The organism is Mesorhizobium bavaricum (assembly GCF_056781655.1).
Genome location: NZ_CM165566.1, coordinates 2,039,826 through 2,065,750, shown reverse-complemented (window position 1 = coordinate 2,065,750; position 25,925 = coordinate 2,039,826). Strand labels below are relative to the sequence as shown.

General features: G+C 63.2%; 26 protein-coding genes. 22 read left to right on the top strand and 4 right to left on the bottom strand.

Annotated elements, in window-relative coordinates; all coding sequences use genetic code 11:
* Positions 1-164: 164 nt before the first annotated feature.
* From AC1RZR_RS10065 to AC1RZR_RS10040, 6 genes are all read left to right on the top strand, one after another.
* The gene (locus tag AC1RZR_RS10065; protein WP_481828404.1) at positions 165-1,670 is read left to right on the top strand and encodes a UxaA family hydrolase; all 1,506 of its coding nucleotides are present in this window, start codon (positions 165-167) and stop codon (positions 1,668-1,670) included.
* 125 nt (positions 1,671-1,795) lie between these two features.
* Complete coding sequence (locus AC1RZR_RS10060; protein WP_481828403.1) at positions 1,796-2,794, top strand: aldo/keto reductase; 999 nt, start codon at positions 1,796-1,798, stop codon at positions 2,792-2,794.
* A gap of 335 nt (positions 2,795-3,129) precedes the next feature.
* A complete protein-coding gene (locus AC1RZR_RS10055) occupies positions 3,130-4,122 on the top strand; it encodes an ABC transporter substrate-binding protein (protein WP_379103096.1) in 993 nt (330 codons plus the stop codon).
* Between the two features lie 158 nt (positions 4,123-4,280).
* Entirely contained in the window at positions 4,281-5,834 is a 1,554-nt protein-coding gene (locus AC1RZR_RS10050) for a sugar ABC transporter ATP-binding protein (protein ID WP_477278048.1), read from the top strand.
* Entirely contained in the window at positions 5,831-6,796 is a 966-nt protein-coding gene (locus AC1RZR_RS10045) for an ABC transporter permease (RefSeq protein WP_481828402.1), read from the top strand. Before AC1RZR_RS10050 ends, AC1RZR_RS10045 begins: the two co-directional genes overlap by 4 nt.
* A 70-nt stretch (positions 6,797-6,866) precedes the next feature.
* Positions 6,867-7,883: a zinc-binding alcohol dehydrogenase family protein gene (locus AC1RZR_RS10040; protein WP_481828401.1), complete on the top strand. Its 1,017-nt coding sequence runs from the start codon at positions 6,867-6,869 to the stop codon at positions 7,881-7,883.
* A gap of 99 nt (positions 7,884-7,982) precedes the next feature.
* Here the strand turns inward: AC1RZR_RS10040 and phnF are convergent, their stop codons facing one another.
* Positions 7,983-8,732 (bottom strand): phosphonate metabolism transcriptional regulator PhnF, encoded by a 750-nt coding sequence (gene phnF / locus AC1RZR_RS10035; protein ID WP_481829050.1) that lies wholly within the window; start codon positions 8,730-8,732, stop codon positions 7,983-7,985.
* A gap of 121 nt (positions 8,733-8,853) precedes the next feature.
* On the opposite strand from phnF, the gene phnG reads away from it, so the two are divergent.
* The 13 genes from phnG (at position 8,854) to phnE (AC1RZR_RS09970) (ending at position 19,273) form a co-directional block, all read left to right on the top strand.
* Positions 8,854-9,315: a phosphonate C-P lyase system protein PhnG gene (gene phnG, locus AC1RZR_RS10030; RefSeq protein WP_481828400.1), complete on the top strand. Its 462-nt coding sequence runs from the start codon at positions 8,854-8,856 to the stop codon at positions 9,313-9,315.
* Positions 9,315-9,926: a phosphonate C-P lyase system protein PhnH gene (gene phnH / locus AC1RZR_RS10025; RefSeq protein WP_481828399.1), complete on the top strand. Its 612-nt coding sequence runs from the start codon at positions 9,315-9,317 to the stop codon at positions 9,924-9,926. Before phnG ends, phnH begins: the two co-directional genes overlap by 1 nt.
* A 1-nt stretch (position 9,927) precedes the next feature.
* Positions 9,928-11,040, top strand: a complete 1,113-nt coding sequence (locus tag AC1RZR_RS10020) for a carbon-phosphorus lyase complex subunit (protein ID WP_481828398.1) — start codon at positions 9,928-9,930, stop codon at positions 11,038-11,040.
* Complete coding sequence (gene fosX / locus AC1RZR_RS10015) at positions 11,037-11,456, top strand: FosX/FosE/FosI family fosfomycin resistance hydrolase (RefSeq protein WP_481828397.1); 420 nt, start codon at positions 11,037-11,039, stop codon at positions 11,454-11,456. The genes AC1RZR_RS10020 and fosX overlap by 4 nt, the downstream gene beginning before the upstream one ends.
* Positions 11,453-12,352, top strand: coding sequence for an alpha-D-ribose 1-methylphosphonate 5-phosphate C-P-lyase PhnJ (locus AC1RZR_RS10010; RefSeq protein WP_481828396.1), 900 nt, complete (start codon positions 11,453-11,455; stop codon positions 12,350-12,352). Before fosX ends, AC1RZR_RS10010 begins: the two co-directional genes overlap by 4 nt.
* The gene (gene phnK / locus AC1RZR_RS10005) at positions 12,349-13,125 is read left to right on the top strand and encodes a phosphonate C-P lyase system protein PhnK (protein ID WP_023760811.1); all 777 of its coding nucleotides are present in this window, start codon (positions 12,349-12,351) and stop codon (positions 13,123-13,125) included. Before AC1RZR_RS10010 ends, phnK begins: the two co-directional genes overlap by 4 nt.
* Before the next feature lie 68 nt (positions 13,126-13,193).
* A complete protein-coding gene (gene phnL / locus AC1RZR_RS10000; RefSeq protein WP_481828395.1) occupies positions 13,194-13,901 on the top strand; it encodes a phosphonate C-P lyase system protein PhnL in 708 nt (235 codons plus the stop codon).
* Complete coding sequence (locus tag AC1RZR_RS09995) at positions 13,898-14,515, top strand: DapH/DapD/GlmU-related protein (protein WP_481828394.1); 618 nt, start codon at positions 13,898-13,900, stop codon at positions 14,513-14,515. Before phnL ends, AC1RZR_RS09995 begins: the two co-directional genes overlap by 4 nt.
* A 74-nt stretch (positions 14,516-14,589) precedes the next feature.
* Complete coding sequence (locus AC1RZR_RS09990) at positions 14,590-14,907, top strand: hypothetical protein (RefSeq protein WP_481828393.1); 318 nt, start codon at positions 14,590-14,592, stop codon at positions 14,905-14,907.
* A gap of 133 nt (positions 14,908-15,040) precedes the next feature.
* Complete coding sequence (gene phnC / locus AC1RZR_RS09985; protein WP_477278070.1) at positions 15,041-15,889, top strand: phosphonate ABC transporter ATP-binding protein; 849 nt, start codon at positions 15,041-15,043, stop codon at positions 15,887-15,889.
* A 91-nt stretch (positions 15,890-15,980) separates the two neighbouring features.
* A complete protein-coding gene (gene phnD / locus AC1RZR_RS09980; protein ID WP_477278073.1) occupies positions 15,981-16,889 on the top strand; it encodes a phosphonate ABC transporter substrate-binding protein in 909 nt (302 codons plus the stop codon).
* A 56-nt stretch (positions 16,890-16,945) separates the two neighbouring features.
* Complete coding sequence (gene phnE / locus AC1RZR_RS09975) at positions 16,946-17,902, top strand: phosphonate ABC transporter, permease protein PhnE (RefSeq protein WP_481828392.1); 957 nt, start codon at positions 16,946-16,948, stop codon at positions 17,900-17,902.
* 3 nt (positions 17,903-17,905) lie between these two features.
* Entirely contained in the window at positions 17,906-19,273 is a 1,368-nt protein-coding gene (phnE, locus tag AC1RZR_RS09970) for a phosphonate ABC transporter, permease protein PhnE (protein ID WP_481828391.1), read from the top strand.
* Between the two features lie 156 nt (positions 19,274-19,429).
* Here phnE (AC1RZR_RS09970) and AC1RZR_RS09965 read toward each other — a convergent pair whose 3' ends face one another.
* The 3 genes from AC1RZR_RS09965 to AC1RZR_RS09955 all read right to left on the bottom strand — a co-directional run bounded on the left by AC1RZR_RS09965 (position 19,430) and on the right by AC1RZR_RS09955 (position 22,685).
* Entirely contained in the window at positions 19,430-20,281 is an 852-nt protein-coding gene (locus AC1RZR_RS09965) for a sugar phosphate isomerase/epimerase family protein (protein WP_477278079.1), read from the bottom strand.
* 37 nt (positions 20,282-20,318) lie between these two features.
* Positions 20,319-21,506, bottom strand: a complete 1,188-nt coding sequence (locus AC1RZR_RS09960; protein WP_477278080.1) for a Gfo/Idh/MocA family protein — start codon at positions 21,504-21,506, stop codon at positions 20,319-20,321.
* Between the two features lie 123 nt (positions 21,507-21,629).
* On the bottom strand, positions 21,630-22,685 hold the full coding sequence (locus AC1RZR_RS09955; protein WP_379103138.1) for a sugar phosphate isomerase/epimerase family protein: 1,056 nt from the start codon (positions 22,683-22,685) through the stop codon (positions 21,630-21,632).
* Between the two features lie 402 nt (positions 22,686-23,087).
* Between AC1RZR_RS09955 and AC1RZR_RS09950 the strand changes: the two genes are divergently transcribed.
* From AC1RZR_RS09950 to AC1RZR_RS09940, 3 genes are read left to right on the top strand one after another with little or no spacing between them, the layout of a single operon-like run.
* The gene (locus AC1RZR_RS09950; RefSeq protein WP_095084784.1) at positions 23,088-23,975 is read left to right on the top strand and encodes a sugar phosphate isomerase/epimerase family protein; all 888 of its coding nucleotides are present in this window, start codon (positions 23,088-23,090) and stop codon (positions 23,973-23,975) included.
* Positions 23,976-24,035: 60 nt separating this feature from the next.
* Entirely contained in the window at positions 24,036-25,205 is a 1,170-nt protein-coding gene (locus tag AC1RZR_RS09945) for a mandelate racemase/muconate lactonizing enzyme family protein (protein WP_477278083.1), read from the top strand.
* A gap of 2 nt (positions 25,206-25,207) precedes the next feature.
* Positions 25,208-25,924 (top strand): FadR/GntR family transcriptional regulator, encoded by a 717-nt coding sequence (locus tag AC1RZR_RS09940; RefSeq protein WP_477278085.1) that lies wholly within the window; start codon positions 25,208-25,210, stop codon positions 25,922-25,924.
* Position 25,925 lies beyond the last annotated feature (1 nt).

Sequence of the window (25,925 nt, the reverse complement as noted above, 5' to 3'; positions counted from 1 at the left end):
CCTCTGAAAAGCGAAATCGCTTTTCGGAACACCTACGGACATGCGGAACTCCCCGGCGAAAAAACAATTGACGCAAAACTGTTTTTTCACGATAAAAGACATTATCTTTTAACAGGCGCGTGTCAATCCGCCCGCGCCTCCCAGGATCACCCAGGAAACCGCCCGTGAACGCCTCCAACAGCATTCTTCTGTCCCCCGCGGACAATGTCGCCGTCGCCAACGGCCGCATCGAGATCGGCACCACACTGCCGGGCGGCGCCGTCGCCACCGCTCTGATCGAGCCTGGCCACAAGGTCGCGATCAAGCCGATCGCCGCCGGCGAGGCCGTGGTGAAATACGCCCAGGCAATCGGTCGCGCGACGCAGGACATCGCACCGGGCGAGCACGTTCATTCGCACAATCTGGTTTTCGAATCCGGCCGCTTGCCGGTCGTGCCGCCGAGCGAGGCCGAGCACGCGACGGAAGCCGACCGCGCCCGCACCTTCATGGGCTATCGCCGCGCCGATGGCCGTGCGGGGACGCGCAATTTCATCGGCATCGTCGCCAGCGTCAACTGCTCGGCCACCGTCTGCCATGCCATTGCCGACCAGGCCAACCGCACGCTGCTGCCCAAATATCCCGGCATCGACGGCTTCGTCCCGATCGTCCACGGCCAGGGCTGCGGCATGAGCGGCACCGGCGACGGCATGATGGTTCTGCACCGCACGCTCGCCGGCTATGCCCGCCATCCGAATTTCGGCGGCGTGCTGATGGTCGGGCTCGGCTGCGAGGTCAACCAGCTCACCCTCTATGGCCAGAAGGGTGTCGCTGCCGGCAAACGTCATTTCAACATCCAGGATGCCGGCGGTTCGCGCAAATCGGTGGAAAAGGCGATGCTGGTGCTGGCGGAAATCGCCGAGGAAGTCGGCCAGCTGCAGCGTGAGCCGATCCCGGTCAGCGAGATCGTCGTCGGCCTGCAATGCGGCGGCTCCGACGGCATGTCGGGCATTACGGCCAATCCGGCGCTCGGCGCCGCCGTCGATATCCTGGCCGGCGTCGGCGGCATCGGCATCCTTTCCGAAACGACGGAAATCTATGGCGCCGAACACCTGCTCGCCTATCGCGCGGCAACGCCGGAGATCGCCCAGAAGCTCGACGGTTTCGTCAAGTGGTGGGAGGATCATGTCGCCAAGCATGGCGCTTCGATCGACAACAACCCGTCGCCCGGCAACAAGCGCGGCGGCCTCACCACCATCCTGGAGAAGTCGCTGGGCGCGGTCGCCAAGGGCGGCCAGACGCCGCTTAACGGCGTCTTCGGCTATGCAGAAAAAGTCACCGGCAGCGGATTGGTGTTCATGGACACCCCCGGCTACGACCCGGTCTCTGCCACCGGCCAGGTGGCGGGCGGCGCCAATGTCATCGTCTTCACAACCGGCCGCGGCTCATGCTTCGGCTGCCGGCCGACGCCGTCAATCAAGGTCGCCAGCAACTCGACCATGTATCACACCATGGAAGAGGATATGGACGTCAACTGCGGCGTCATCGCCTCTGGCGAGAAAACCATCGCCGGCATGGGCCGCGAGATCTTCGAACTGATCGTCGAGACGGCTTCCGGCCGCAAGACCAAGAGCGAGGATTTTGGCTACGGCGACAACGAGTTCGTGCCCTGGCATCTTGGTGCAACGCTCTAACTCTTTGTTTTTACGCAATTCCCGGGGAAAAGCGCTATGCGCTTTCCCTTGGAATTGCTCTAGATTGAACTGATATCTGGTAGACGGCCGGGCCGGACAAGGGTCGGCAACGGGGAGGTTTTCGCATGAACAAGCGCCGCATCGGTCAGACCGCGCTCGAGGTCACCGAGATCAGCTTTGGCGGCGCCGCGATCGGGGGGCTCTATCGCGCCTGTTCGCGCGAGGCGGCGATGGAGACGCTGCAAGGCGCCTGGGAGGCCGGCTTGCGTTATTTCGACACCGCGCCCTTCTACGGCTTCGGCCTGTCGGAACGCCGTTTCGGCGACTTCCTGCGCTACAAGCCGCGCGATTCCTATGTGCTGTCGACCAAGGTCGGCCGCCTGTTCCGCCCGGTGCCGGACGACCAGGTTCCCGATCACTCCTATGTCGATCCGCTGCCCTTCGCGCTGGACTATGATTATTCCTATGACGGGATCATGCGTTCGGTCGAATTCAGCTATGCGCGGCTTGGCCTGAACAAGATCGACATCCTGTTCGTCCATGACATCGGCGCCTACACGCACGGTGTCGAGAGGACCAAGCTGCATTTTCGCGAGTTGATGGATGGCGGCCTCAAGGCACTCGAGGAGCTGAAGCGAGCCGGCGTCATTTCCGCCTACGGACTTGGCGTCAACGAGGTCCAGATCTGCCTCGACGTGATGCGCCGGGCACCACTCGATTGCATCCTTCTCGCCAGCCGCTATTCCTTGCTCGACCGCAGTGCCGAAGCGGAACTGCTGCCGCTGTGCCGGGCGCAACAGACGTCGCTGGTCATCGGCGGCGTGTTCAACTCCGGCATCCTCGCGACCGGCCCGGTGCAAGGCGCGCATTTCGACTACCTGCCCGCCAGCCACGATGTGCTCGACCGCGTCGGTGCGATGGAAAGGATCGCCACTGAGGCCGGCTATCCCCTGGCCGCTGCCGCATTCCAGTTTCCCTTGCATGAGCCGGCGGTCGCCACTGTGCTGACCGGCACCGCCAAGCTGGCAAACCTGACCCGCAATCTCGAACTGCTCGACGTCGACGTGCTGGAGGCGGAATACGCCAGATATCGCCCCTATACGCTGGTGCAGGAGCTGGCGTGAACCCGCAACCACCGGCGGAGTACGGGTGACCCGGGCTTCACATTCTTGCGATCCCATGAAAGAATGAACATTCCATATTGACGAATTAATGGAATTAATATTCCATGCGTTGACGGGACGGAGACGGGAGCGTTTGACGGCGGCAAGGGAAGAGCAGCGCGGTGGATCTGGCTTTGCCAAGCCCGCGAGGACTGGTCAAACACCGCTTGCATCGGCCGGGTCGATGCACTATCAAAACATGGCAACTGTTTTTTATTGATAAAGTTCTGTTTGGGCCACGCCTATCCGGACGGAGCTTCCGTAACGTTCACCGGGCGACTTAGGGAGGATTCCTAATGAAATTCGTGACCAGCATTCTCAACCGCCGCGCCGTCATGGCACTGGCAGCAGCGTCGATGCTCGCCGGCGTCATGCATTCGGCGCCGGTTTCGGCGGCGGACGTGACCATTCCGATCATCGTCAAGGACACCACGTCCTTCTACTGGCAGATCGTTCTGGCCGGCGCCCGCAAGGCCGGCAAGGATCTCGGCGTCAACGTGCCGGAGCTCGGCGCCCAGGCTGAAACCGACGTCAATGGCCAGGTCTCGATCCTCGAGAACGCTGTTGCCAGCAACCCGGCGGCCATCGTGATCGCCCCCACCGAGTTCAAGGCACTTGGCAAGCCGATCGATGAAGCCGCTGCCAAGGTCAAGGTTATCGGCATCGACTCCGGCGCCGACTCCAAGGCCTTCACCTCGTTCCTGACCACCGACAACGTGCAGGGCGGCCGCGTCGCCGCCGACGGTCTCGCAGCCGCCATTGGCGCCGCCAACGGCGGCAAGGTCGAGGGCGACGTCGCCTTGATCACAAACGCACCGGGCGCCGGCTCGCTCGAACAGCGCAAGCAGGGCTTCACCGAACAGCTCAAGGCAAAATATCCGGGCCTCAAGCTGGTCGCCGACAAGTATGCCGACGGCCAGGCCACCACCGGCCTCAACATCGCCACCGACCTGATCACCGCCAACCCGAACCTCAAGGGTATCTTCGCCTCCAACCTGATCATGGCGCAGGGCGTCGGTCAGGCTGTCGCCGAAAACAACCTTGGCGGCAAGCTGGCGCTGGTCGGTTTCGACAGCGACGAGAAGCTGATCAAGTTCCTCAATGACGGCGTCATTTCCGCCCTCGTCGTCCAGGACCCGTACCGGATGGGCTATGACGGCATCAAGACCGCGCTCGCCGCCTCGAAGGGCGAGAAGGTCGAGGCCAATGTCGACACCGGCGCCAATCTGGTGACCAAGGACAACATGAAAGACCCGAAGATCGACGCACTGCTCAACCCGAAGCTCTGAGCCGTCATATTCAAATCGTTTCCGGGGCCTCGCGCCCCGGAAACATCCATTGCCGGCACAAACGGCTTGGCAATCCACAAGCTTAAGCTAGGCTGTTTTCCGGGGCATATCCTTGCCTCGCCGCGTGCCAATCGTGAGACCAATCTGGGAGGATTGTCATGACGTCGACGGCGCAGGAACTGCATCCGGCTCCCGTGCTGGAGCCAGGGCGGACCATCCTCGAATTGCGCGGGCTGGAGAAGCGCTATCCCGGCACCCACGCGCTGAAGCCTGTCAACCTCGCCTTCAAATCCGGCGAGATCCACGCCATCGTCGGCGAGAACGGCGCCGGCAAATCGACACTCATCAAGCTTCTGACCGGCGTCATGCCGCGCACCTCCGGAGAGGTGATCTGGGAGGGCCAGCCGGCAGCCTTGGCAACGCCGCATGAGGCAATGGCGCTCGGCATCAATGCCGTGCACCAGGAGGTCGTGCTCTGCCGTCATCTGACGGTCGCCGCCAATATGTTCCTCGGCGAGGAGAATTCGCGCTTCGGCATCCTGCAGCAGCGGGCCATGGTCAAGGAGGCGCAGAAGATCATCGATGATCTCGGCTTCGACCTGCCGGCGCACGTCACGCTGGGTGATCTCACCATCGGCCAGCAGCAGCTGATTGCAGCGGCCCGCGCCACCGTGCGCGGCACCAAATTCCTGATCTTCGACGAGCCGACCGCCTACCTGACTCGCAAGGAGGCCGACCAGCTTTTCACCCTGATCCGCCGGCTGAAGACCGAGGGCGTGACGATCATCTACATCAGCCACCGCATGGAGGAAGTCTTCGAGCTTGCCGACCGTGTATCCGTGCTGCGCGACGGCACGCTGGTCGGCACCCGCAACATTGCCGAGACCAACGACGCCGAGTTGGTCAAGATGATGATCAACCGCTCCATCGAGCAGGTCTACCACAAGGAGCATTTCACCCCAGGTGCGCCGATCATCGAAGCACGGAACCTGTCCGGCAAGGGGTTTGAAAATGTCTCGATGACGGTTCGCGCCGGCGAGATCGTCGGACTCTACGGCCTCATCGGCGCCGGGCGCAGCGAATTCGTCACCACGCTCTACGGCCGCCACCGCAAATCGGCCGGCCAGGTCCTTTGGGAAGGCAAGGACGTCCAGATCAATTCCGAGCACGACGCGATCAAGCTCGGCATGGCATTGGCGCCGGAAAGCCGCCGCGACCAGGGTCTCTGCCTCAACCTGCCGGTCGGCCTCAATCTCAACCTGCCGATCTACAAGCGCATCTCGAACAATCTGCTGATTTCGAGCGCGCAGGAGAAGACGCAAGCCGACCGCCAGATCGCCGACCTCCGCATCAAGACGCCAACGCGGAACGCACTGGCTTCCAGCCTGTCGGGCGGCAACCAGCAAAAGATCGTCATCGGCAAATGGCTGGCGCACGGCGCCAAGCTATTCATCTTCGACGAGCCGACGGTTGGCGTCGATGTCGGCACCAAGGCCGAGATCTACCGCCTTTTCGGTGCGCTGTTGTCGAAGGGCGCCGGCATCATCCTGATCTCGTCCTATCTGCCGGAAGTCTATGAGCTCGCCGACACGCTGCATGTGTTCCGGCGCGGCAAACTGGTGGCAAGCCATGGCTTTCGCGCCGCCAGCCACGAAGACGTGCTGACGCAGGCGCTCGCCGAGAAACAAGAAAAGCTGGGAGGACAGATATGAGCACCGAGGCGATTGCTGTCGAAAAACCGAAGCGCAACTACAACGTCCTGTTTGGACTGACGCTTCTGGCGCTGCTGGTTCTGCTGTGGATCGTGCTTTCCGTGGCGACGCCGAGTTTCGCCTCGGGCAACAACATCGCCAATCTTTTGCGCCAGGGTTCGATGATCGCCATCATGGCGGTCGGCCAGACATTCGTCATCATCACCGGCGGCATCGACCTGTCGGTCGGCGCCGTGGTCGGCTTCGCCACCGTCGTCGTCGCCATGATGATCAATGCCGGCTTCCCTATCTGGCTCGCGATTCTGGTGACGCTGCTGGTCGGTGTTGCCATCGGCATGTTCCACGGCTTCGGCATCGTCAAGATGGGCTTGCCGCCCTTCATCATCACGCTGGCGACGCTGACCTCGCTGCGCGGCATCGGCCTTTTGATGACCAACGGCAACTCGATCAACATCAACAGCGACACCTTCACGGCGTTCTCACGCAATTCCTTTATCGGCGTGCCCAACCTGTTCTGGATGGTCATCCTGGTCGGTATTCCGGCCTATATTTTCCTGCATCACAGCCGCTGGGGCCGGTATTTGTTCTCGGTCGGCTCCAACGCCGAGGCCTCGCGCCTGTCCGGCGTCAACGTCCAGCGCACCATCTACATGGCCTACACGCTGTCCGGATTGTGCGCGGCTTTCGTCGGCGTGCTGCTCGCCGCCCGCATCGGCATCGGCAACCCGACCCAGGCCGAGGGCTGGGAGCTGCAGGCGATCGCCTCCTCGGTGATCGGCGGCACCTCGCTGTTCGGCGCCGTCGGCTCGGTGCACGGGCCGCTGCTTGGCGCCTTCATCCTGGCCACCATCAACAACGGCGCCAATCTGCTCAACGTCAACTCGTTCTGGCAGCGCATCATCACCGGCGCGCTGATCATCATCATCGTCTACTTCGACGGGCTGCGCCGCCGGGGCAAGTAAGTCGACCTCAACTGACCGCCGGCCCTCCACACATGACGGGCCGGCGATTTCATGACAGATGGATTGAAGCATGAAAGCCGTCGTCTGCCGCTCGCCCGACGATCTTGTCCTGGAAGACCGGCCCGCGCCGGACGCGCCCGCTCCCGGCTGGGCGCTGGTGGCTGTCAGCCATGTCGGCATCTGCGGCACCGACTATCATATCTTCGAAGGCAAGCACCCGTTCCTCGCCTATCCCCGCATCATGGGCCATGAAGTGTCGGGAACCGTGATCGAGACTGGCGACGGCGTCGATCTTGCCATCGGCGAACCGGTCGTCATCAACCCCTATCTGTCTTGCGGCAAATGCATTGCCTGCCGGCACGGCAAACCGAATTGCTGCGTCAGGATCGAGGTGCTCGGCGTCCATCGCGACGGAGCAATGTGCGAACGGATCCTGGTGCCGGCACAGAATCTCTATCCGGCAAACGGCCTGTCGCTGGCTGACGCCGCCGCCGTCGAGTTCCTGGCAATCGGCGCGCACGCCGTGCGGCGCGCGCAGGGTCGGCCCGGCGCCCGCACACTGGTCATCGGCGCCGGCCCGATCGGGCTCGGCACCGCCATCTTCGCCCGCATCGCCGGGCTTGACGTGACGTTGCTCGACATGAGCAGCGAAAGGCTCGACTTTGCCGTGAACGAACTTGGTTTCCAGACCCTCGACGGTTCGCGTGGCGCGGTGCCCGATCTGGTCAAGCAAGCAACCGCCGGCGAAGGCTTCGATGTGGTTTTCGATGCGACCGGCAACACCCAGTCGGTGCAGGCGGCCTTCGCCCATGTCGCGCATGGCGGGACACTGGTGCTGGTCAGCGTCGTCAAGGACGACATCGCTTTTTCCGATCCGGAATTTCACAAGCGCGAGATGACACTGATTGGCAGCCGCAATGCCTTGCGCGCCGACTTCGACCACGTCGCCGCCTCGATCCGCAACGGCGCCGTGCCATTGGCCAAGCTCGTCACCCACCGCACCACGCTGGCCGGCACGCCGCGCGATCTCGCCCGCTGGGCGCACGAGAAATCCGGCCTGATCAAGGCGGTGATTGAGGTCGGATAGGAGCAATTCCAGGAAAAGTGTGAAGCGGTTTTCCCGGGAAAAGCGCGTGGCGCTTTCCCTTGGGGACGTCAGACAATTTAGCCAAGCGGCGGTGTCGGCTCACAGTGCCGATAGTTTGAGCTCGACCCGCTCGGCCGGGAAGCGCGACTCCGAAAACTGGATCGGCTGGCCGTCGGGCGTGACGTTGACGGCGACCGTGACCAGCACGATGGCACCGGGCTGCAGGTCGAGGTCGGCAAGGTCGGCGCCATCGGCATGGCGCGCCGACAGGATGGTCGATTGCCTGAGATAATCGTCGATGCCGAAACGTGCCAGCGATGCGGTGATCGAGCCGGTTTCCACCATGGCGGCATCGATGCCGGCAAAGCGCCTGGCCTCGAACCAGCCGGCAGCCCGCGACACCGGGCGGCCATCGGCTTCGCCGCGCGTTTCCAGCCGGATCACGTCAGTCCCCCTGGCAAGGCCAAGCCCCTCGGCGACGCGCTGGCTGGCCGGCTCGACCGACGAGGCAAGCAGCACTGTATGCCGTTCCGACGCCTGCCCTTGCAGGCCTGCCGAAAAGCGTGTGCGCGCGCCGATCGGATAGGACAGCCGTTTGCGCGACAAGACGAAAGTGCCCCGCCCTTGCTCGGCCCGCAGCACTCCTTCCTGTACGAGGGCTGATATGGCGCTGCGCACTGTATGGCGGTTGACACCATAACGTTCGGCCAGCGCAACCTCCGGCGGCAGCGCTGCGTTCTCGGCGAAATCTCCGATCGCGATCGCATGCAGGATCTTGTCGGCAATCTGCCGCCACACCGAGACACCACTACGCCGCTCGATGCTGTCAGCCGCCCGCTGCCCGACCATCAATTGCCCCCAGCCTTCTATCCCTGTCATCCACACGTCATGGACTCGCGATAGATAAAAGGTATAATTTGTATAGTTGTCTATATCAATAGACAAATTTTAGACAAGTGGAATGTTGCTCATGCGAGGACAGGAAGCTCATGACCAGGCCGAGCGCAAGGCCGCCATGGCAACGCTGGCGCAATCCAGCGGCGATGACATTGTCCGGCTCTGGAATGAAGCCGGATTGCCTTCCGAAGCCGAACTGCTGCGTGGTCCCGAGACCGGCCTGATCACCGTGCGGGGCCGCATCGGCGGTGGCGGCTCGCCCTTCAATGTCGGTGAGGCGACCGTTACCCGCGCCACAGTTCGTTTGCCGTCCGGACAGGTCGGCCATTGCTATGCGCTTGGCCGCGACAAGCAAAAGGCGAGGCTGGCGGCCATCGCCGACGCGCTGTGGCAGGACCCGGCCCGCCGCACCGAGGTCGAGACCGGGATCATAGCGCCGCTGCGGTCGGCCCTGATCGCGGCGCATGAACGGCGCCGCGCCGAGACGGCGGCAACGAAGGTGGATTTCTTCACCATGGTTCGCGGAGAAGACTGATGGACATCGCAGCGCAATCGATCGAGGGCGGCTTTGCCGATCCGGTCTTCAACGCGCAGACCGTGTTCCGCGCGGTCATGGACGCGATGGCGCGGCCGGGCAGCGTGCAGCCCCTGCCCGCCTTCGCCCGCCCGCCGGCGCCGCTCTCGGCAACCGCCGGCGCCGTGGCACTGGCACTTTGCGACAACGACACGCCGCTCTGGCTCGACCCGGCTTTGCAAGCCTCTACCGCGATCAAATCCTGGCTTGGGTTTCACACCGGCGCACCGCTGGCCAACACGCCGGCCGATGCGCATTTCGCTTTGATCGCCACGCCGGCAGAGATGATGGCTCTGGACGGCTTTTCGCAAGGCACGCAGGACTATCCCGACCGCTCCACCACGCTGATCCTGCTGGTGAGTGATCTCGTCTCCGGCGCCCCGCTGCTGCTCGAAGGTCCCGGCATCGAAACCAGTGCCACGATCGCGCCGGCGCAGATGCCGCGTCATTTCGTCGAGCAGTGGAAGCAGAACAACCAGCGCTTTCCGCGCGGCGTCGACATCATCCTCGCCACATCAGACGGCGTCGCCTGCCTGCCGCGCACCACGCGCATCAAGACGATGGAGGCCTAGGATGTATGTCGCGGTAAAAGGTGGCGAGGCGGCCATTGCCAACGCCCACAGCCTGCTTGCCGACCGCCGGCGCGGCGACCGTTCGGTGCCGGCGCTTCGCCTCGACCAGATCGTCGAGCAGCTGGCGCTCGGCGTCGACCGGGTGATGAGCGAAGGTTCGCTCTATGACCGGGAGTTGGCCGCCCTTGCCATCGTCCAGGCGCGCGGCGACCTGATCGAAGCGATCTTCCTGGTGCGCGCCTATCGCACCACGTTGCCGCGCTTCGGCTACTCCAAGGCGATCGACACCGCCACCATGCTGGTCGAGCGGCGCGTTTCAGCGACCTACAAGGACCTGCCCGGCGGCCAGTTGCTCGGCCCGACCTTCGACTACACGCACCGGCTGCTCGATCCCGAGCTTGCCGCTGGCGGCGATGTCGCCGAGCCGCTGCGGCGTGAGACGGAAGCGCAAGCCATGCCGCGCGTCTCCGCCATCCTCTCCCGCGAAGGCCTGATCGAGCCGGATGGGGAGATGCCGCAGGACCATGTCCCCGGCGACATCACCCGCGAGCCGCTGGAATTCCCGATGGCGCGCGACATCCGCCTGCAGGCGCTGTCACGCGGCGACGAGGGTTTTCTGCTGGCGCTCGGCTATTCCACGCAGCGCGGCTATGCCCGCAACCATCCCTTCGTGGGCGAGATCCGCATCGGCGAGGTCGAGTTGGAGCTCGACGTGCCCGAACTACCCTTCGCTGTCCCGCTCGGCAGCGTGCGGGTCACCGAATGCCAGATGGTCAACCAGTTCAAGGGGTCTGCCAAGGCGCCGCCGCAGTTCACCCGCGGCTACGGGCTCGTTTTTGGCCAGAGCGAGCGCAAGGCGATGGCGATGGCGCTCTGCGACCGGGCGCTGCGCGCCAGCGAGTTGGGCGAGGATGTCGTCGCCGCAGCGCAGGACGAGGAGTTCGTCATCTCGCATTCCGACAATGTTCAGGCGACCGGCTTCGTCGAGCATCTGAAGCTGCCGCACTATGTCGACTTCCAGGCCGAACTCGACCTCGTGCGCCGCATGCGCGCCGAGTACGATGCCCGCGAGAATCCCGCGAAGGTCGAAGAGAAGCGGGAGGCCGCGGAATGATTCTAGGCCTGTCCCACATGACCTTCATCGTCCGCGATCTCGACCGGATGACCGCGATCCTGACCGGGATTTTCGACGCGCGCGAGGTCTATGACAGCGGCGCCAGGCGATTGTCGCTGTCGCGTGAAAAATTCTTTCTGATCGGCGACATCTGGATCGCCATCATGGAGGGCGAGAAGCTGCCGGAGCGCAGCTACAATCACATCGCATTCAAAATCGATGACGCCGATTTCGACCGCTACGCCGAGCGCATCGGCAAGCTAGGGCTCGACATGCGTCCGCCGCGCCCACGCGTCGAGGGCGAAGGCCGCTCGATCTATTTCTACGACGACGACAACCACATGTTCGAATTGCACACCGGCACGCTCACTGAGCGGCTGGCACGCTACGCCAAAGAATTGGAAGTCGCGCCATGACCGACATCGCCACCTACAACTTCGCCTATCTCGACGAGCAGACCAAGCGAATGATCCGCCGCGCGATCCTCAAGGGCATCGCCATCCCCGGCTATCAGGTGCCGTTCGCCTCGCGCGAGATGCCGATGCCCTATGGCTGGGGCACTGGCGGCGTCCAGGTCACCGCTTCGATCATCGGCCCCGACGATGTCTTGAAGGTCATCGACCAGGGCGCCGACGACACCACCAACGCGGTCTCGATCCGCGCCTTCTTCAAGAAGGTCGCCAATGTCGCCGTCACCACCGAGACGGCGAAGGCTACCATCATCCAGACCCGCCACCGCATTCCCGAGCATCCGCTGACGGAGGGCCAGGTGCTGGTCTACCAGGTGCCGATACCGGAACCCCTGCGCTTCCTCGAACCGCGCGAGACCGAGACGCGCAAGATGCACGCGCTGGAGGAATACGGCCTGATGCATGTGAAGCTCTATGAGGACATCGCCAGGCACGGCCGCATCGCCACCACCTACGCCTATCCGGTCAAGGTCGAGGGCCACTACGTGATGGACCCGTCGCCGACGCCGAAATTCGACAATCCCAAGATGCACCGCTCGCCGGCCTTGCAGCTGTTCGGCGCCGGCCGCGAAAAGCGCATCTATGCGGTGCCGCCGTTCACCGAAGTCGTCAGCCTCGACTTCGACGATCATCCGTTCGAGGTGCAGACCTTCGACCAGCCTTGCGCGCTCTGCGCGGCCGATAACGTCTATCTCGACGAAGTCATCCTCGACGACCATGGCGGCCACATGTTCGTCTGCTCCGACACCGATCACTGCGAGAATCGGCGTGAAGAGGGTCATCGCGGCCATCTTGCCCCCGATACCCATCTTGCCCGAGGAAACAGGGAGCCGGCGCAATGACCGACGAACCGCTACTGCGCGTTTCGGCGCTGTCCAAATTCTATGGCTCGCGCGTCGGCTGCGACAATGTCTCCTTCGACCTGTGGCCGGGCGAAGTTCTGGCGGTCGTCGGCGAGTCGGGCTCCGGCAAGACGACGCTGCTCAACTGCCTGTCGACCCGGCTGCTGCCGAGCTCCGGCACCGCCAGTTATCGCATGCGCGACGGCCAGTTTCGCGAGCTCTACCGCATGAGCGAGGCCGAGCGCCGCTTCCTCATGCGCACCGACTGGGGTTTTGTTCACCAGAACCCGGCGGATGGGCTGCGCATGACTGTCTCGGCCGGCGCCAATGTCGGCGAGCGGCTGATGGCGGTTGGCGACCGTCACTACGGCAAGATCCGCGCCACGGCCGTCGACTGGCTGTCGCGCGTCGAGATCGACGAGGATCGCATCGACGACGAGCCGCGCGCCTTTTCCGGCGGCATGCGCCAGCGCCTGCAGATCGCCCGCAACCTCGTTACCGGGCCACGGCTGGTGTTCATGGATGAGCCGACAGGCGGCCTCGACGTCTCGGTCCAGGCCCGCCTGCTCGACCTGTTGCGCGGCCTGGTTACGGACCTTGGCCTCGCGGCCATCGTCGTCACCCACGACCTAGCTGTCGCGCGGCTTTTGTCGCAGCGCATGATGGTGATGAAGGACGGCCGCGTCGTCGAAAGCGGTCTCACCGACCGCGTGCTCGACGACCCCCGTGCGCCCTACACGCAGCTCCTCGTTTCCTCGATATTGCAGGTCTAGCTGCATGATCCCGAAAAGTGGAAGCCGGTTTTCGGACCGGATCATGCGGCAAAACAAGGGACACTGACATGCCGACGCCTCTCGTTGTTTCCGACGTCGCCAAGAGCTTCACCATGCATCTGCGCGACGGCATCAAACTGCCTGTCGTCACCGGTGTCTCGTTCTCGATCAGGGCCGGTGAGTGCACCGTGCTCGGCGGCCCGTCCGGTGTCGGCAAGAGCTCGATCCTTAAGATGCTCTACGGCAACTATGCCGTCGACGAAGGCCAGATCATCGTCAAGCACGATGACGAACTGATCGACCTCGCTACCGCCAGCCCGCGCACCGTGCTTGCCATACGCCGCCAGACCATCGGCTATGTCAGCCAGTTCCTGCGCACCGTGCCGCGCGTCTCGGCGCTGGATGTCGTCGCCGAACCGCTGGTCGAGCGCGGCGAGGACCGCGAGAGCGCGCGCGGCAAGGCACGCGCCTTGCTGGCGCAACTCAACCTGCCGGAAAAACTCTGGGCATTGCCGCCGGCAACCTTCTCTGGTGGCGAGCAACAGCGCGTCAACATCGCGCGCGGCTTCATCACCGAGCACCCGATCCTTCTGCTCGACGAGCCGACCGCATCGCTCGATGCCAGAAACCGCGACGTGGTGATCGACCTCATCGCTGCCAAGAAGGCGGCGGGCGTCGCCCTGCTCGGCATCTTCCACGACCACGATGTGCGCGAGGCGGTCGCCGACCGCATCATCGACGTCACCGCTTTCGCTCCCGGAAAAATCGCCGCATGACCAGGAAATTGTCGGAGACGCCGCTGGTCCACCAGACGGCGGACGTGCAGAACTCGACGCTCGGCCGCTGGACCGAGATCGCCGACCGCAGCCGGGTTTCCGAAAGCACCCTCGGTGACTATTCCTACATGATGCAGGACTGCGCCGTCTGGTGCGCGACGATCGGCAAGTTTTCCAACATTGCAGCAAGCGTGCGCATCAACGCCACCAACCACCCGACATGGCGGCCGACGCTGCACCATTTCACCTATCGCGCTTCAGACTATTGGGACGACGCCGAGCACGAGAGCGAGTTCTTCGCCCAGCGCCGCGCCAAGCGCGTCACCATCGGCCACGACACCTGGCTCGGCCACGGCTCGACCATCCTGCCCGGCGTCACCGTCGGCGATGGTGCCGCGGTCGGTGCCGGGGCCGTCGTGTCGAAGGATGTTGCGCCCTACACCGTCGTCGGCGGCGTGCCGGCCAGACCGATCCGCGAGCGCTTCGACCGCCGCACCGCGGAACGCTACCAGGCGCTCGCCTGGTGGGACTGGGACCATGCCAAGCTGCGGACAGCGCTAGATGATTTCCGGGAACTGTCGGCCGAGGCCTTTCTGGAAAAATATGGCGGATAAGCCATCACATCATTGTCATGGGTGAGCCTGTTTCATATCCCTGACACATCGCCGGGGCAGGACGCGCCATCAAGGTGATCGAGATCGTGCCGACCGGCCTCACCGTTGCCGGCGCAACGGACGACGACGTGCGCATCATGCGCGCCTGGCGCGATGCACTGGCAGTGCCGTTGGGTTGCCGCCACCCCGACCACGACAGCTATGTCTTCCACATCACCTTCGCCTATCAGATCCAGCGTCTTGCGGATGACAGGGCAGCAGCATGGCAGGACCTGTTCGATGACTCTCTCGCGCTTTTCGAGCAGCAGGCCTCCGTGATCGAGATCCGGGCTCCGGCCTTCTGCAGCTTCAAGGACATGGAGCATTTCGAGGAATTGCTGGTGCTCGGCTGATCGACGGCAACAGGCGCCTGACGCAGCGCCTGTAGGCGGTAACAAAACTGACATCAATCCGACACCGCAGGTTCATGGCGCTGCGCTAGCCAAGGCTGACAGACCTTCAACCGCGACTGGACTGGAAACCATCATGTCAGCCACGCTCGAAATCCGCGGCGTCACCCGACGATTTGGCAAGAACACTGCCGTAAGCGACATCAACATCTCGATCCCGCAGGGTGAGATGGTCGGCATTATCGGCCGTTCGGGTGCTGGCAAGTCGACCCTTCTACGCATGATCAACCGTCTCATCGATCCCAGCCAGGGGTCGATTTTTTTTGACGGCGCCGAGGTCTCCCAATTGCGCGGTTCACCGCTGCGGCGCTGGCAGCGCGATTGCGCCATGATCTTCCAACAGTTCAACCTGGTGCCGCGCCTCGACGTGCTGACCAATGTGCTGCTCGGCAAGCTGAACCACCGTTCGACCCTCACCAATATGTTCGGAATGTTCTCCCGCGCCGAATGCGCCGAGGCAGTCGCCGCACTGGAGCGGCTCGACATCGCCCGCACCGCATTGCAGCCCGCCGGCACCTTGTCGGGTGGCCAGCAACAGCGCGTCGCCATTGCTCGCGCCATGATGCAGCAGCCCAAGGTGATCCTCGCCGACGAGCCGATCGCCTCGCTCGACCCGCTCAATGCCAAGGTGGTGATGGATTCACTGCAGGACATCAATCTGCGCGAAGGCATCACCGTCGTCACCAATCTTCACACGCTGGACACCGCCCGCACCTACTGCAACCGCATTATTGGCATGGCTGCCGGCAAGGTCGTCTTCGACGGCACGCCGGAAGAGCTCAACCGCGAGGCCGTGCGTCTCGTCTATGGCGCCGACAGCAATGGCGGCGAAATCTCCGAGGCCATCACCTCGACCAGCGTTGCCTTCAAGCAAAAGATCGCCGCATCCGCCGGACCGCTCGAGCCCGCTTTCCCGGGATATTGAGAGCGGCCTGGATCGCCAGCCCGCGTCAAGGGCACCTGTCAAAATTACGAACGCTGCCGGCGCGGGGCTGGAACCTACAGGAGAGATATCCATGTTCAGGAAGAAGGTTTTCAGCGCCGTTTCGGTGCTCGCCATGGCGACCAGCATGGCTCACGCCGCCGATATGAAGGAATTCCGCGTCGGCATTCTCGGCGGTGAAAACGAGACCGACCGGCTGCGCAACTACCAGTGCCTCGCCGACCATCTGAAGGCCGAATTCGGCTTCGAAAAGGTCTCGCTGTTCCCCGCCGCCGACTATGACGGCGTCATCCAGGGCCTGCTCGGCGGTACGCTCGACTTCGCCGAACTCGGCGCTTCCGGCTACGCCAGCGTCGTTCTCAAGGACCCGAAGGCGGTCACCCCGATCCTCACCACCCAGCAGACCGACGGCGCGACCGGCTACTATTCGATCGGCCTGGCGCTGAAGTCCTCCGGCATCACCGACATCAAGTCGGCCAAGGGCAAGAAACTCGGCTACGCCGATCCGGATTCGACCTCCGGCTATCTGATCCCGCTGACCCAGATCCCGAAGGACACCGGCGCTTCGAACGAAAAATTCTTCGCTTCGACCCAGTTCAACGGCGGCCACGAGAACAATGTTCTGGCCGTGCGTGACGGCAAGGTTGACGTGGCGGTGGACGATTCCTCCGGCATCGGCGACTTCAAGGACGGCTACACCTCCGGCACCTTCCACAAGGAAGTCGCCAAGGGCGCCGTCGACGCCAACGACTTCATCGAAGTCTGGCGCTCGGGCCTGATCCCGAACGGCCCGCTGGTCGTGCGCACCGCGCTCGGCGACGAAATGACTGCCAAGCTTGCCGACTTCTTCACGCAACTGCCCAAGAAGGACAAGGCTTGCTTCGAAGGCGTCGAAGGCGGCGATTTTACCGGCTACGTCCCGGTGAAGCCGGACTTCTACAACGTCATCGTCGAAGCCCGTAAGGCAGCCATCGGCGGCTAACGGCAAATCAGCAAGGGCGGCGTTGAGAAAACGCCGCCCTTTCTGCATGCCCGATCATGACCCTTTCCGTGACAGTCCATTCAGACGCGACGCACCGGGCAGCCGACGCCTGGCGTCGCCAGACGTCCTTGCGCCGGCTCTACACCGCCATCGGTGTCGGCCTGCTGCTTGTCGCGCTCGGCAGCACCATGTGGTTCGCCGACGAGGCCAATGCCGGGCATTTCTTCGACCGCCTGCCGCACATACTGGATTTCCTGAGCTGGCTCGTCCCCAAGGACTGGAACGATGTCTGGCGGGCGATGTTCGACATCGCCTCCCCCCATGACACCGGCACCCAGGAATTCAACTTTCCGCTCGGCCGGTCCTACATCTGGGGCAGCTTCTACATTCCCGAGTATTTCGAACTGATGCTGACCACGCTGAACGTGGCGCTGGTCTCGACCTTCATCGGCTTCGTCTTTGCCGTACCGTTTTCCTTCATCGCGGCGCGCAATCTGACGCCGCATCCGGTGTTGAGGCTTGTCGTCAAGCGCTTCATGGAACTGCTGCGCGCCTTTCCCGAGATCGTCATCGCCGGGCTGTTCGCGGCCATCGTCTCGATCGGCCCGATTGCCGCCATCATCGCCATCGGCCTGCATTCGATCGGCGCATTGGGCAAGCTCTTCTACGAGATCAACGAGAACATCGACATGCGCGCCGAGGAAGGCCTGAGGGCCGTCGGCGCCAACTGGTTCGAGCGGGTGCGCTTTGCCGGCCTGCCGCAGGTGCTGCCCAATTTCATGTCCTACACGCTGCTCCGCGTCGAGATAAACGTCCGCATCTCCACCATCATGGGCGCGGTCGGCGGCGGCGGCATAGGCGAGGAGTTGAAGCTGTCCATTTCGCGCGGCTTCGGCGCCAAGACGCTGGCGCTGGTGCTGCTCCTGTTCACGACGATCTTCATCGTCGATCAGTTCTCCGCCTGGCTGCGCCGCAAGCTGGTCGGCGAGCAGGCATTCGTGATGGGAGCTTAACCAATGGCTGCCATGACTGCCGATGAAATCCAGTCGATCGAGGAGCGCTTCCCGCAAGTGTTCCGGCGACCGTTCTACAAGCGCTTCGGGCCGCTGCTGCTGCTTGGCGGCACCTTTCTCTACCTGCTCTATGCCCTGTGGTTCTTCAATCTGCCGCAGGTGATGCGGGAATCGCACTGGGAGCGCCTGCCGCTGTTCCTGACCCAGTGGATCAGTTACGACGTACAGCCGATCTTCCGCCTCGACGAGCCGCAGATCACCGCCAAATATCCGCGCTTCTCCGCGCTTGGCGACAATCCGCATCCGGACTGGGAGAAGACCAATGCCGACGGTTCCGTGACGATCTTGATCGACGGTGCCGCCAATTCGGTCACCTTCGACAAGATGCAAGCCACTGTCATTGCCAATGGTGAGACCTTGGCGGTCTCGCTGGGTACCGGCAAGCCGCTGATCTCGGGCCCGGTTCCCGACTGGATCACCGCGCATGAGGACGAGGTCGTCGCCGACATGGGCTTTGCCGGCGAGGTCCGCGTCGCCGTCGACCGCGTCAAGATACGCAAGCGCTTTCTCGGCTGGGCGAATTTCGTCTTCGACACGCGCTCGCCCTTCTTCGGCAAGTCGGCGAGCGAAGTCGCCTCGCTGATCGTGTCCGGGCCCGAGCTCAAGTCGGGCACATCCAATCTGGCGCTGGCCGGCGACAACATCTGGAACAACGCCCAGTGGCAGCATGGCGACGTCTGGACCAAGCTTTTGCAGACCATCGTCATGGCCTTTCTCGGTACCATGCTCGGCGGCATCGTCGCCTTCCCGCTGGCCTTCTTCGCCGCCCGCAACATCACGCCGAGCCGCCTGGTCAACCAGGTGCTCAAGCGCTTCTTCGACTTCATGCGCTCCATAGACATGCTGATCTGGGCGCTGTTCTTCACCCGCGCCTTCGGCCCGGGACCGCTGGCGGGCAGTGCCGCTATCTTCTTCACCGAGATCGGCACGCTCGGCAAAACCTATTCCGAGGCGCTGGAGAACATCGACGACAAGCCGCGCGAGGGTGTCATCTCGACCGGTGCCAACGGCCTTCTGGTGCAGCGCTACGGCGTGTTGCCAGAAGTGGTGCCGGTGTTGATCAGCCAGACGCTCTACCAGTGGGAATCCAACACAAGGGGTGCGACCATCATCGGTGCCGTCGGCGCCGGCGGCATCGGCCTGAAATTGTGGGAAGCAATGCGCACCAACTCCAACTGGGCCAATGTCTTCTACATGGTGCTGCTGATCCTGGTCGTGGTCTTCATCTTCGACAGCATTTCCAATTTCCTGCGCCGCCGCCTGAGCCAGACCATCCACGACTACAACAGGATCCAGGCCGAGCAGGGTTAGCCATCCCGGCGCTTCAGGGCGCGTTGAGATTCAGGTCAGGCCGAGTCGAAAATGCTGGTTCCGAGAACCGGAACGGAGCGTACTTTTGGGTACGTAAGTACCGGAAGCGCACGAACCCGGCATTTACAGACCGGCTCACCTGAATATCGACACGCCCTATGCCGCTTTCTTCCACCCGTCCCTGATATGCTTGTAGCCGTCGCGGTAGACGGCTTCGGGACTCTCGGAAAAATCGCGCCACACCTTGGTTGCCGCTGCCAGGTCCTTCAGCGAGCGGCCGAAGGCCTCGATCGTCAGCCAGTCGTCATAGCCGCTCTTGCGGATGGCGGAGAAGGTTTCCTTCCACGGGATGTTGCCGCGCCCCGGCACGCCGCGGTCGTTCTCCGAGATGTGGATATGCACGACATTCCTGCGGTGTTTTGTATAGGCGCCGATCGGGTCGGCCTCCTCGATGTTGGCGTGGAAAGTGTCATACATCGCCTTGATGTGCGGCCGGTCGATGGCATCGATATGCTCCGACAGATCCGCCATCGTGTTGAGAAGATAGCATTCGAAGCGGTTCAGCGCCTCGAGCCCGATGGTGACGTTCCTGTTGCCGGCATGGTCGCCGATGGCACGTTGCGAGGCGACCGAGCGCTTCTTCTCGGCGGCTGTCGGCCCGGAGCCGGAAAAGCCGCCGAGGGTCGAATGCAGCGGCCCGCTCAGCGTCCTGGCGCCGAGCGCATCGGCACAGTCGATTGCCCATTTCATGTAGTCGATGCCGGCCTTGCGCGTCGCAGCGTCGGCCGCGATCAGGTTCATCGCCGGATCGCCCATCGCCGAGACAGCGGTGCGCCCGAGCCCGATGCGATCAAGCAGATCACCCAACTTCTTGTAGTCGTCGGGGGTGCCGGCGAAGATCGGTATCTCGACGCCATCGAAACCGGTAGCCTTGATATCGCGGAGCAACGGCTCGTGTTTCTTCGATACCGCCGTCGTCCACAAGAACATGCACATGCCGATTTTCATCGACGCCCTCCCCTTGATCCCCCCAGATCCATTCAGCCTAAAGCTTCGTCCAGGCTCCATTCTTCTTCGACGACTTCACGCAGGCCTCGATGAAGGCCATGCCCTCGACGCCGTCCTGAATGGTCGGGAAGACGACATCCTTTGCCGGCTTGCCGCCCTTCTTGCGGGCTGCGCGGATGGCACGCGCGGCCTCCTGGTAGATGTTGGCGAAACCTTCGAGATAGCCTTCGGGATGGCCCGACGGCACGCGGCTGACACGCCCCGCCACCGGCAGCGCGCCGGCGCCATTGCGGGTGATCAACTGCTTCGGTTGGCCGAACGGCGTGTACCAGAGATAGTTCGGGTCGGCCTGCACCCATTCCAGCCCGCCCTTCGAGCCATAGATGCGCAGCTTCAGCCCGTTCTCATGGCCCGGCGCCACCTGGCTTGCCCAGATCATGCCCTTGGCCGGGTGCGTCTTGCCGGCTGGCTTGAAGCGCAGCATGACGTTGACATTGTCGTCGAGCAAACGACCCGGCACGAAGGCGTCGAGATCGGCCGACAGGGAGTCGAGCTCCAGACCCGAGACGAAGCGCGCCAGATTGTAGGCATGCGTGCCGATGTCGCCCAGCGCGCCGCCGGCGCCTGCCTGTTTGGGATCGCCGCGCCATGACGCCTGCTTCTGGCCGGTGGCGGCGAGGTCCTCGGTCAGCCAGTCCTGCGGATACTCCGACTGCACGATGCGGATGTCGCCGAGCACGCCCTTGGCCACCATCTCGCGCGCCTGCCGGATCATCGGATAGGCGGTGTAGTTATGGGTGAGCACGAACACCTTGCCGGTCTTCTCGACCACAGCGGCGAGCTTCTTGGCCTCGGCTAGCGTCGTTGCCAGCGGCTTGTCGCAAATGACGTGGATGCCGGCCTCCAGGAAAGCCTTTGCCGCCGGCACATGGACATTGTTGGGGGTGACGATGGCTACTGCCTCGATACCGTCGGGGCGTTTCGCTTCGGCCTTGGCCATCTCCGCGTAGGAAGCGTAGCTGCGGTCCGGGTCGAGGCCGAGTTCGGCGGCCGATGCCTTGGCGCGTGCCGGATCGGAGGACAGCGCACCGGCGACCAGCACGAAGTCATTGTCAATGCGCGCCGCGATCCGGTGCACCGCACCGATGAAGGCGCCTTGCCCGCCGCCTACCATGCCGTAGCGGATCGGGCCGCCTCCCGTTTCCGACTTCGATGCGCCGACCATGTTTCTTCTCCTCGTGTCTGAGATAGCCCTCCGCCTTGAAGGAGGGGCGATCCGCGCAGCGGATCGGGGTGGGTCGTAGAGGTACCCTTCGGGCCAGCCTCCCTCGAGGGGAGGAAAGCTGCATTAAATTCCCATCATGCCGCGCAGCACTTTCTTGTCTGTGGCGCCGCCGGCGAAGTCGTCGAATGCCTTTTCCGTGACCCGGATGATATGATGCTGGATGAACGGCGCGCCCTCTGCCGCACCGTCTTCAGGATGTTTCAGGCAGCATTCCCATTCCAGCACCGCCCAGGAATCATAATCGTACTGCGTCAGCTTGGAAAAGATGCCGCCGAAATCCACCTGTCCGTCGCCGAGCGAGCGGAAGCGGCCGGCCCGGTTGGTCCAGCTCTGATAGCCGGAATAAACGCCCTGTCGGCCGGTTGGATTGAACTCGGCGTCCTTGACGTGGAACGCCTTGATGCGCTCGTGATAGATGTCGATGAATTCGAGATAGTCGAGCTGCTGCAGCAGGAAGTGCGACGGATCGTAGTTGATGTTGCAGCGTCTGTGGCCACCGACCGCGTCGAGGAACATCTCGAAGGTGGCGCCGTCGAACACGTCCTCGCCGGGATGGATTTCGTAGCCGACGTCGACGCCATTGTCCTCATAGACGTCGAGGATCGGCTTCCAGCGCTTGCCGAGCTCGGCGAATGCCTCCTCGATCAGTCCGGCCGGCCGCTGTGGCCAGGGATAGAGGTAAGGGAAGGCCAGCGCTCCGGAGAAGCTCACCGAGGCCTTGAGGCCAAGGTTCTTCGAGGCCTTGGCGCCGAACTTCATCTGTTCGACCGCCCATTTCTGCCGCGCCTTGGGATTGTTGTGCACCGAAGCCGGCGCAAAGCCGTCGAACTGCGCATCATAGGCCGGATGCACCGCCACCAATTGCCCCTGCAGGTGCGTCGACAATTCGGTGATCTCGACACCGGCGTCAGCGCAGATGCCCTTCACCTCGTCGCAATAGGTCTTTGACGACGCCGCCTTCTTGAGATCGAACAGCCGCGCGTCCCAGGTCGGGATCTGCACGCCCTTGTAGCCGAGACCGGCCGCCCATTTGGTGATCGACGCCAGTGAATTGAACGGCGCGGCATCGCCCGCGAACTGCGCCAGAAACAGTCCAGGGCCCTTCATTGTCGTCGGCATCGGCATCCTCCTCATTTTTTCTCGCGACCGAGCATAGCGCCGATTGGAAGCAGGGCCAGCCACTTTGGTCTTTTCGCACCGGACGCTTGTGCGCGTCGCCATTCTGGTATTACCAAATGCGAGGATTTGGTCAAGCCTCGCCATGCACTAGCTGAGCCCTCCAGGTTTGCGAAAGAAGGATATATATCTCAATATAATCAATGGAATGATCCGGGCGAAAAGTAGCATTACCGCACTTCTTGCCGTTCAGAACAAATTGCTGTAGACCTCGCTTCAGGCCCAATTGGTCGAACCAGTTTGCGAGGAAAAGGCTGGGGATGCCTTGGGGAGGAACCCTTGCGTCGCCTTTTGGCGATGCATGTCGCAGGCGAACCATAAAGGCGAATTTGGGAAGGACAGACCATGCATCTTTCGACGCACAACTGGATGCGCGCGGAGCCGTTGGAGACGACGCTCAAGCGCATCAAGAAATTCGGCTATGAGTCGATCGAGATCTCCGGCGAGCCCGAGCAGTACAAGACCAAGGAGACCCGAGCCCTGCTGAAGGAGCATGGCATCCGCTGCTGGGGCGCGGTGACCTTGATGTTGGGCGAGCGCAACCTCGCCGCCAAGGACCAGGGCCAGCGCGAGCGTTCGGTACAGTATGTCAAGGACGTGCTGACCATGATCAGCGAACTCGATGGCGAGATCATCACGCTGGTTCCGGCAACCGTCGGCAAGGTGGTGCCCGATGGCACCGAGGAAGAGGAATGGAAGTGGGTTGTCGACGCAACCCGTGAATGCTTCACCCACGCCAAGAAGGTTGGCGTGAAGATTGCCGTTGAGCCGCTCAATCGCTTCGAAACCTATCTTTTCAATCGCGGCGCCCAGGCCCTGGCGCTGGCTGACGCTGTCAGCCCCGAATGCGGCGTCTGCCTCGACGCCTATCATATCCACATGGAGGAATTTAACGTCCATGACGCGATCCGGCAGGTCGGCAAGCGCCTGTTCGACTTCCATGTCGCCGACAACAACCGCTTCGCCGCCGGCCTCGGCCAGATCGACTGGCCGAAGATCGTCGCCACGCTGAAGGAGGTCGGCTACGACGGCGCGCTGACCAACGAGTTCGTGGCACCCGTCGACCGCACGCCGGCCGCACCCTATCCCGACATGGTCGAGCGCCACCCGGTCGACATCTCGCCCGAACAGCTGAAGTTCATCCAGGATCACGGCTCCAGCGTGCTGACGGAGAAATTCTACACCGACCAGATGCGCATCACCGCCGAAACGTTGCTGCCGCTGATCAAGTAGTCGACCGCCTGTTGGGAATTTGCCCTTCCGCCCTGACCGGCGGCGGGGCTGGGGAAGACCATGCGCATCAAGACCATCCAAGCCTGGTGGGTCCGCATCCCGATCGAAGCCGCTCGGCAACACCGCAGCGACTTTGGTCAGGTGACGACCTTTGACGCCGCCATCCTGCGCATCGAGACGGATGACGGGCTGGTCGGCTGGGGTGAAGGCAAGAACGCCGCCGGCAGCGCCGGCACCTACGGGGCGCTTGTCCACATGCTGAACCACGAGGTCGGGCCGCAACTGATCGGCCGCGATCCGGCCGACATCGGCGTCATCTGGGAGATGCTCTACAACGGCGTGCGCCACGACAGCGCCGCCCGCGCCGGCCACGCCATGCCGCAGCTGGCACGGCGCGGCATGAGCATAGCTGCCATCAGCGCTGTCGACATCGCGCTCTGGGATATTTTGGGCAAATCGCTTGGGGTTCCGGTGTGGCGGCTCCTCGGCGGCCGCAAGCTCGACCGCATGCCGGCCTATGCGTCCGGCGGCTGGGCAGCCGCCGACGCCATCGGCGAGCAGTTGAAGTCCTATATCGCCAAGGGCGGCTTCAAAGCGCTGAAGATGCGGATTGGCGCCATGGATGGCGCCGCGCATGTTTCCGCTGCCCGCGTCCGTGCTGCACGGCAGGCGCTTGGCCCCGATGTCGAATTGATGGTCGACGCCCATGGCACCTACACGGTGGCCGAAGCCAAGCGCTTCATCCACCTCGTCAACGATCTGGACCTCGCCTGGTTCGAGGAGCCGATCGTCGCCGACGACAAGCCGGGCATGGCCGAGGTGCGGGCAAGCGGCGCCGTCCCGATCGCCACCGGCGAAAGCGAGGCGACGCGCTATGCCTTCCGCGACCTCGCCGTGCTCAAGGCCGCCGATATCTTCCAGCCCGATCCGGCCTTCTGCGGCGGTATCAGCGAGGCGATGAAGATCGGCACCATCGCCAGCGCCTTCAACCTGCGCTTTGCGCCCCATCTATGGGCCGGCGCGCCCTGCTTCTTCGCCGGGCTGCATGTCTGCGCTGCTTCGCCGGCTAGTTTCACCGTCGAATATTCGCTCGGCGCCAACCCGATGATCCATGATCTGATCGAAGAGACTGTCGAAGCCGAGGACGGTATGATAGCGATCCCGGAAAAGCCGGGTCTGGGATTCACCATTTCGGAGCGGTTCCTGGAGGCGCACGCGCAACGCGGTTGACGATGAAAGAAAAGAACCTTCTCGCGGAACTCGCCGCCTACCTGTTCTCCCATTCGGACAAGGAGACCGGCCGAACGCCGTCGGAACGCGAGTTGGCCGAGCATTTCGGCGTCAGCCGCGGCCAGATCCGCGAAGCGCTCGCCATCCTCGAAGCCATGCGCATCGTCGAGCGCCGGGCCAAGTCCGGCATCTACATCGACACCAAGCAGGCCAGCGTCGAGGCAATGGCGCTGTTCGCGCGCGCCGGTCTGCCGCTCGACCCGATCCAGATCTACGAGACGGTCGAGTTGCGCAAGATCCACGAGATCAAGGCGGCCGAGCTCGCCTGTTCGCGCGCCACCGAGGAGAATTTCGAGCGGCTGCGCGAAATCCTGAAAGCGTCGGAAGAGCGCATCGCCGCAGGCGAAGGCCTTGCCAGGGAGGATCGCGAATTCCACCTCGAGATCGTACGCGCGACCAAGAACAGCGTCTTCCACAATGTCTGCAGCGTCTACTACATGATGGGCGAGCAGCGCCTGCCGATCTATTTCAACGACCCCGAGCGCAGCGTGCGTTCGCATGCTGAGCACATCCAGATCTATGAGGCGCTGCTGCGCCGCGACGGCAATCTCGCCCAGGCGCTGATGAGCGCTCATCTGCAGGGCGCCGAGAGCTACTGGAAGGGCCTGATCGAGGGCCATGGAGAGGAATCCCAAAGCCCGACGCTCGAAAGAGCATGAA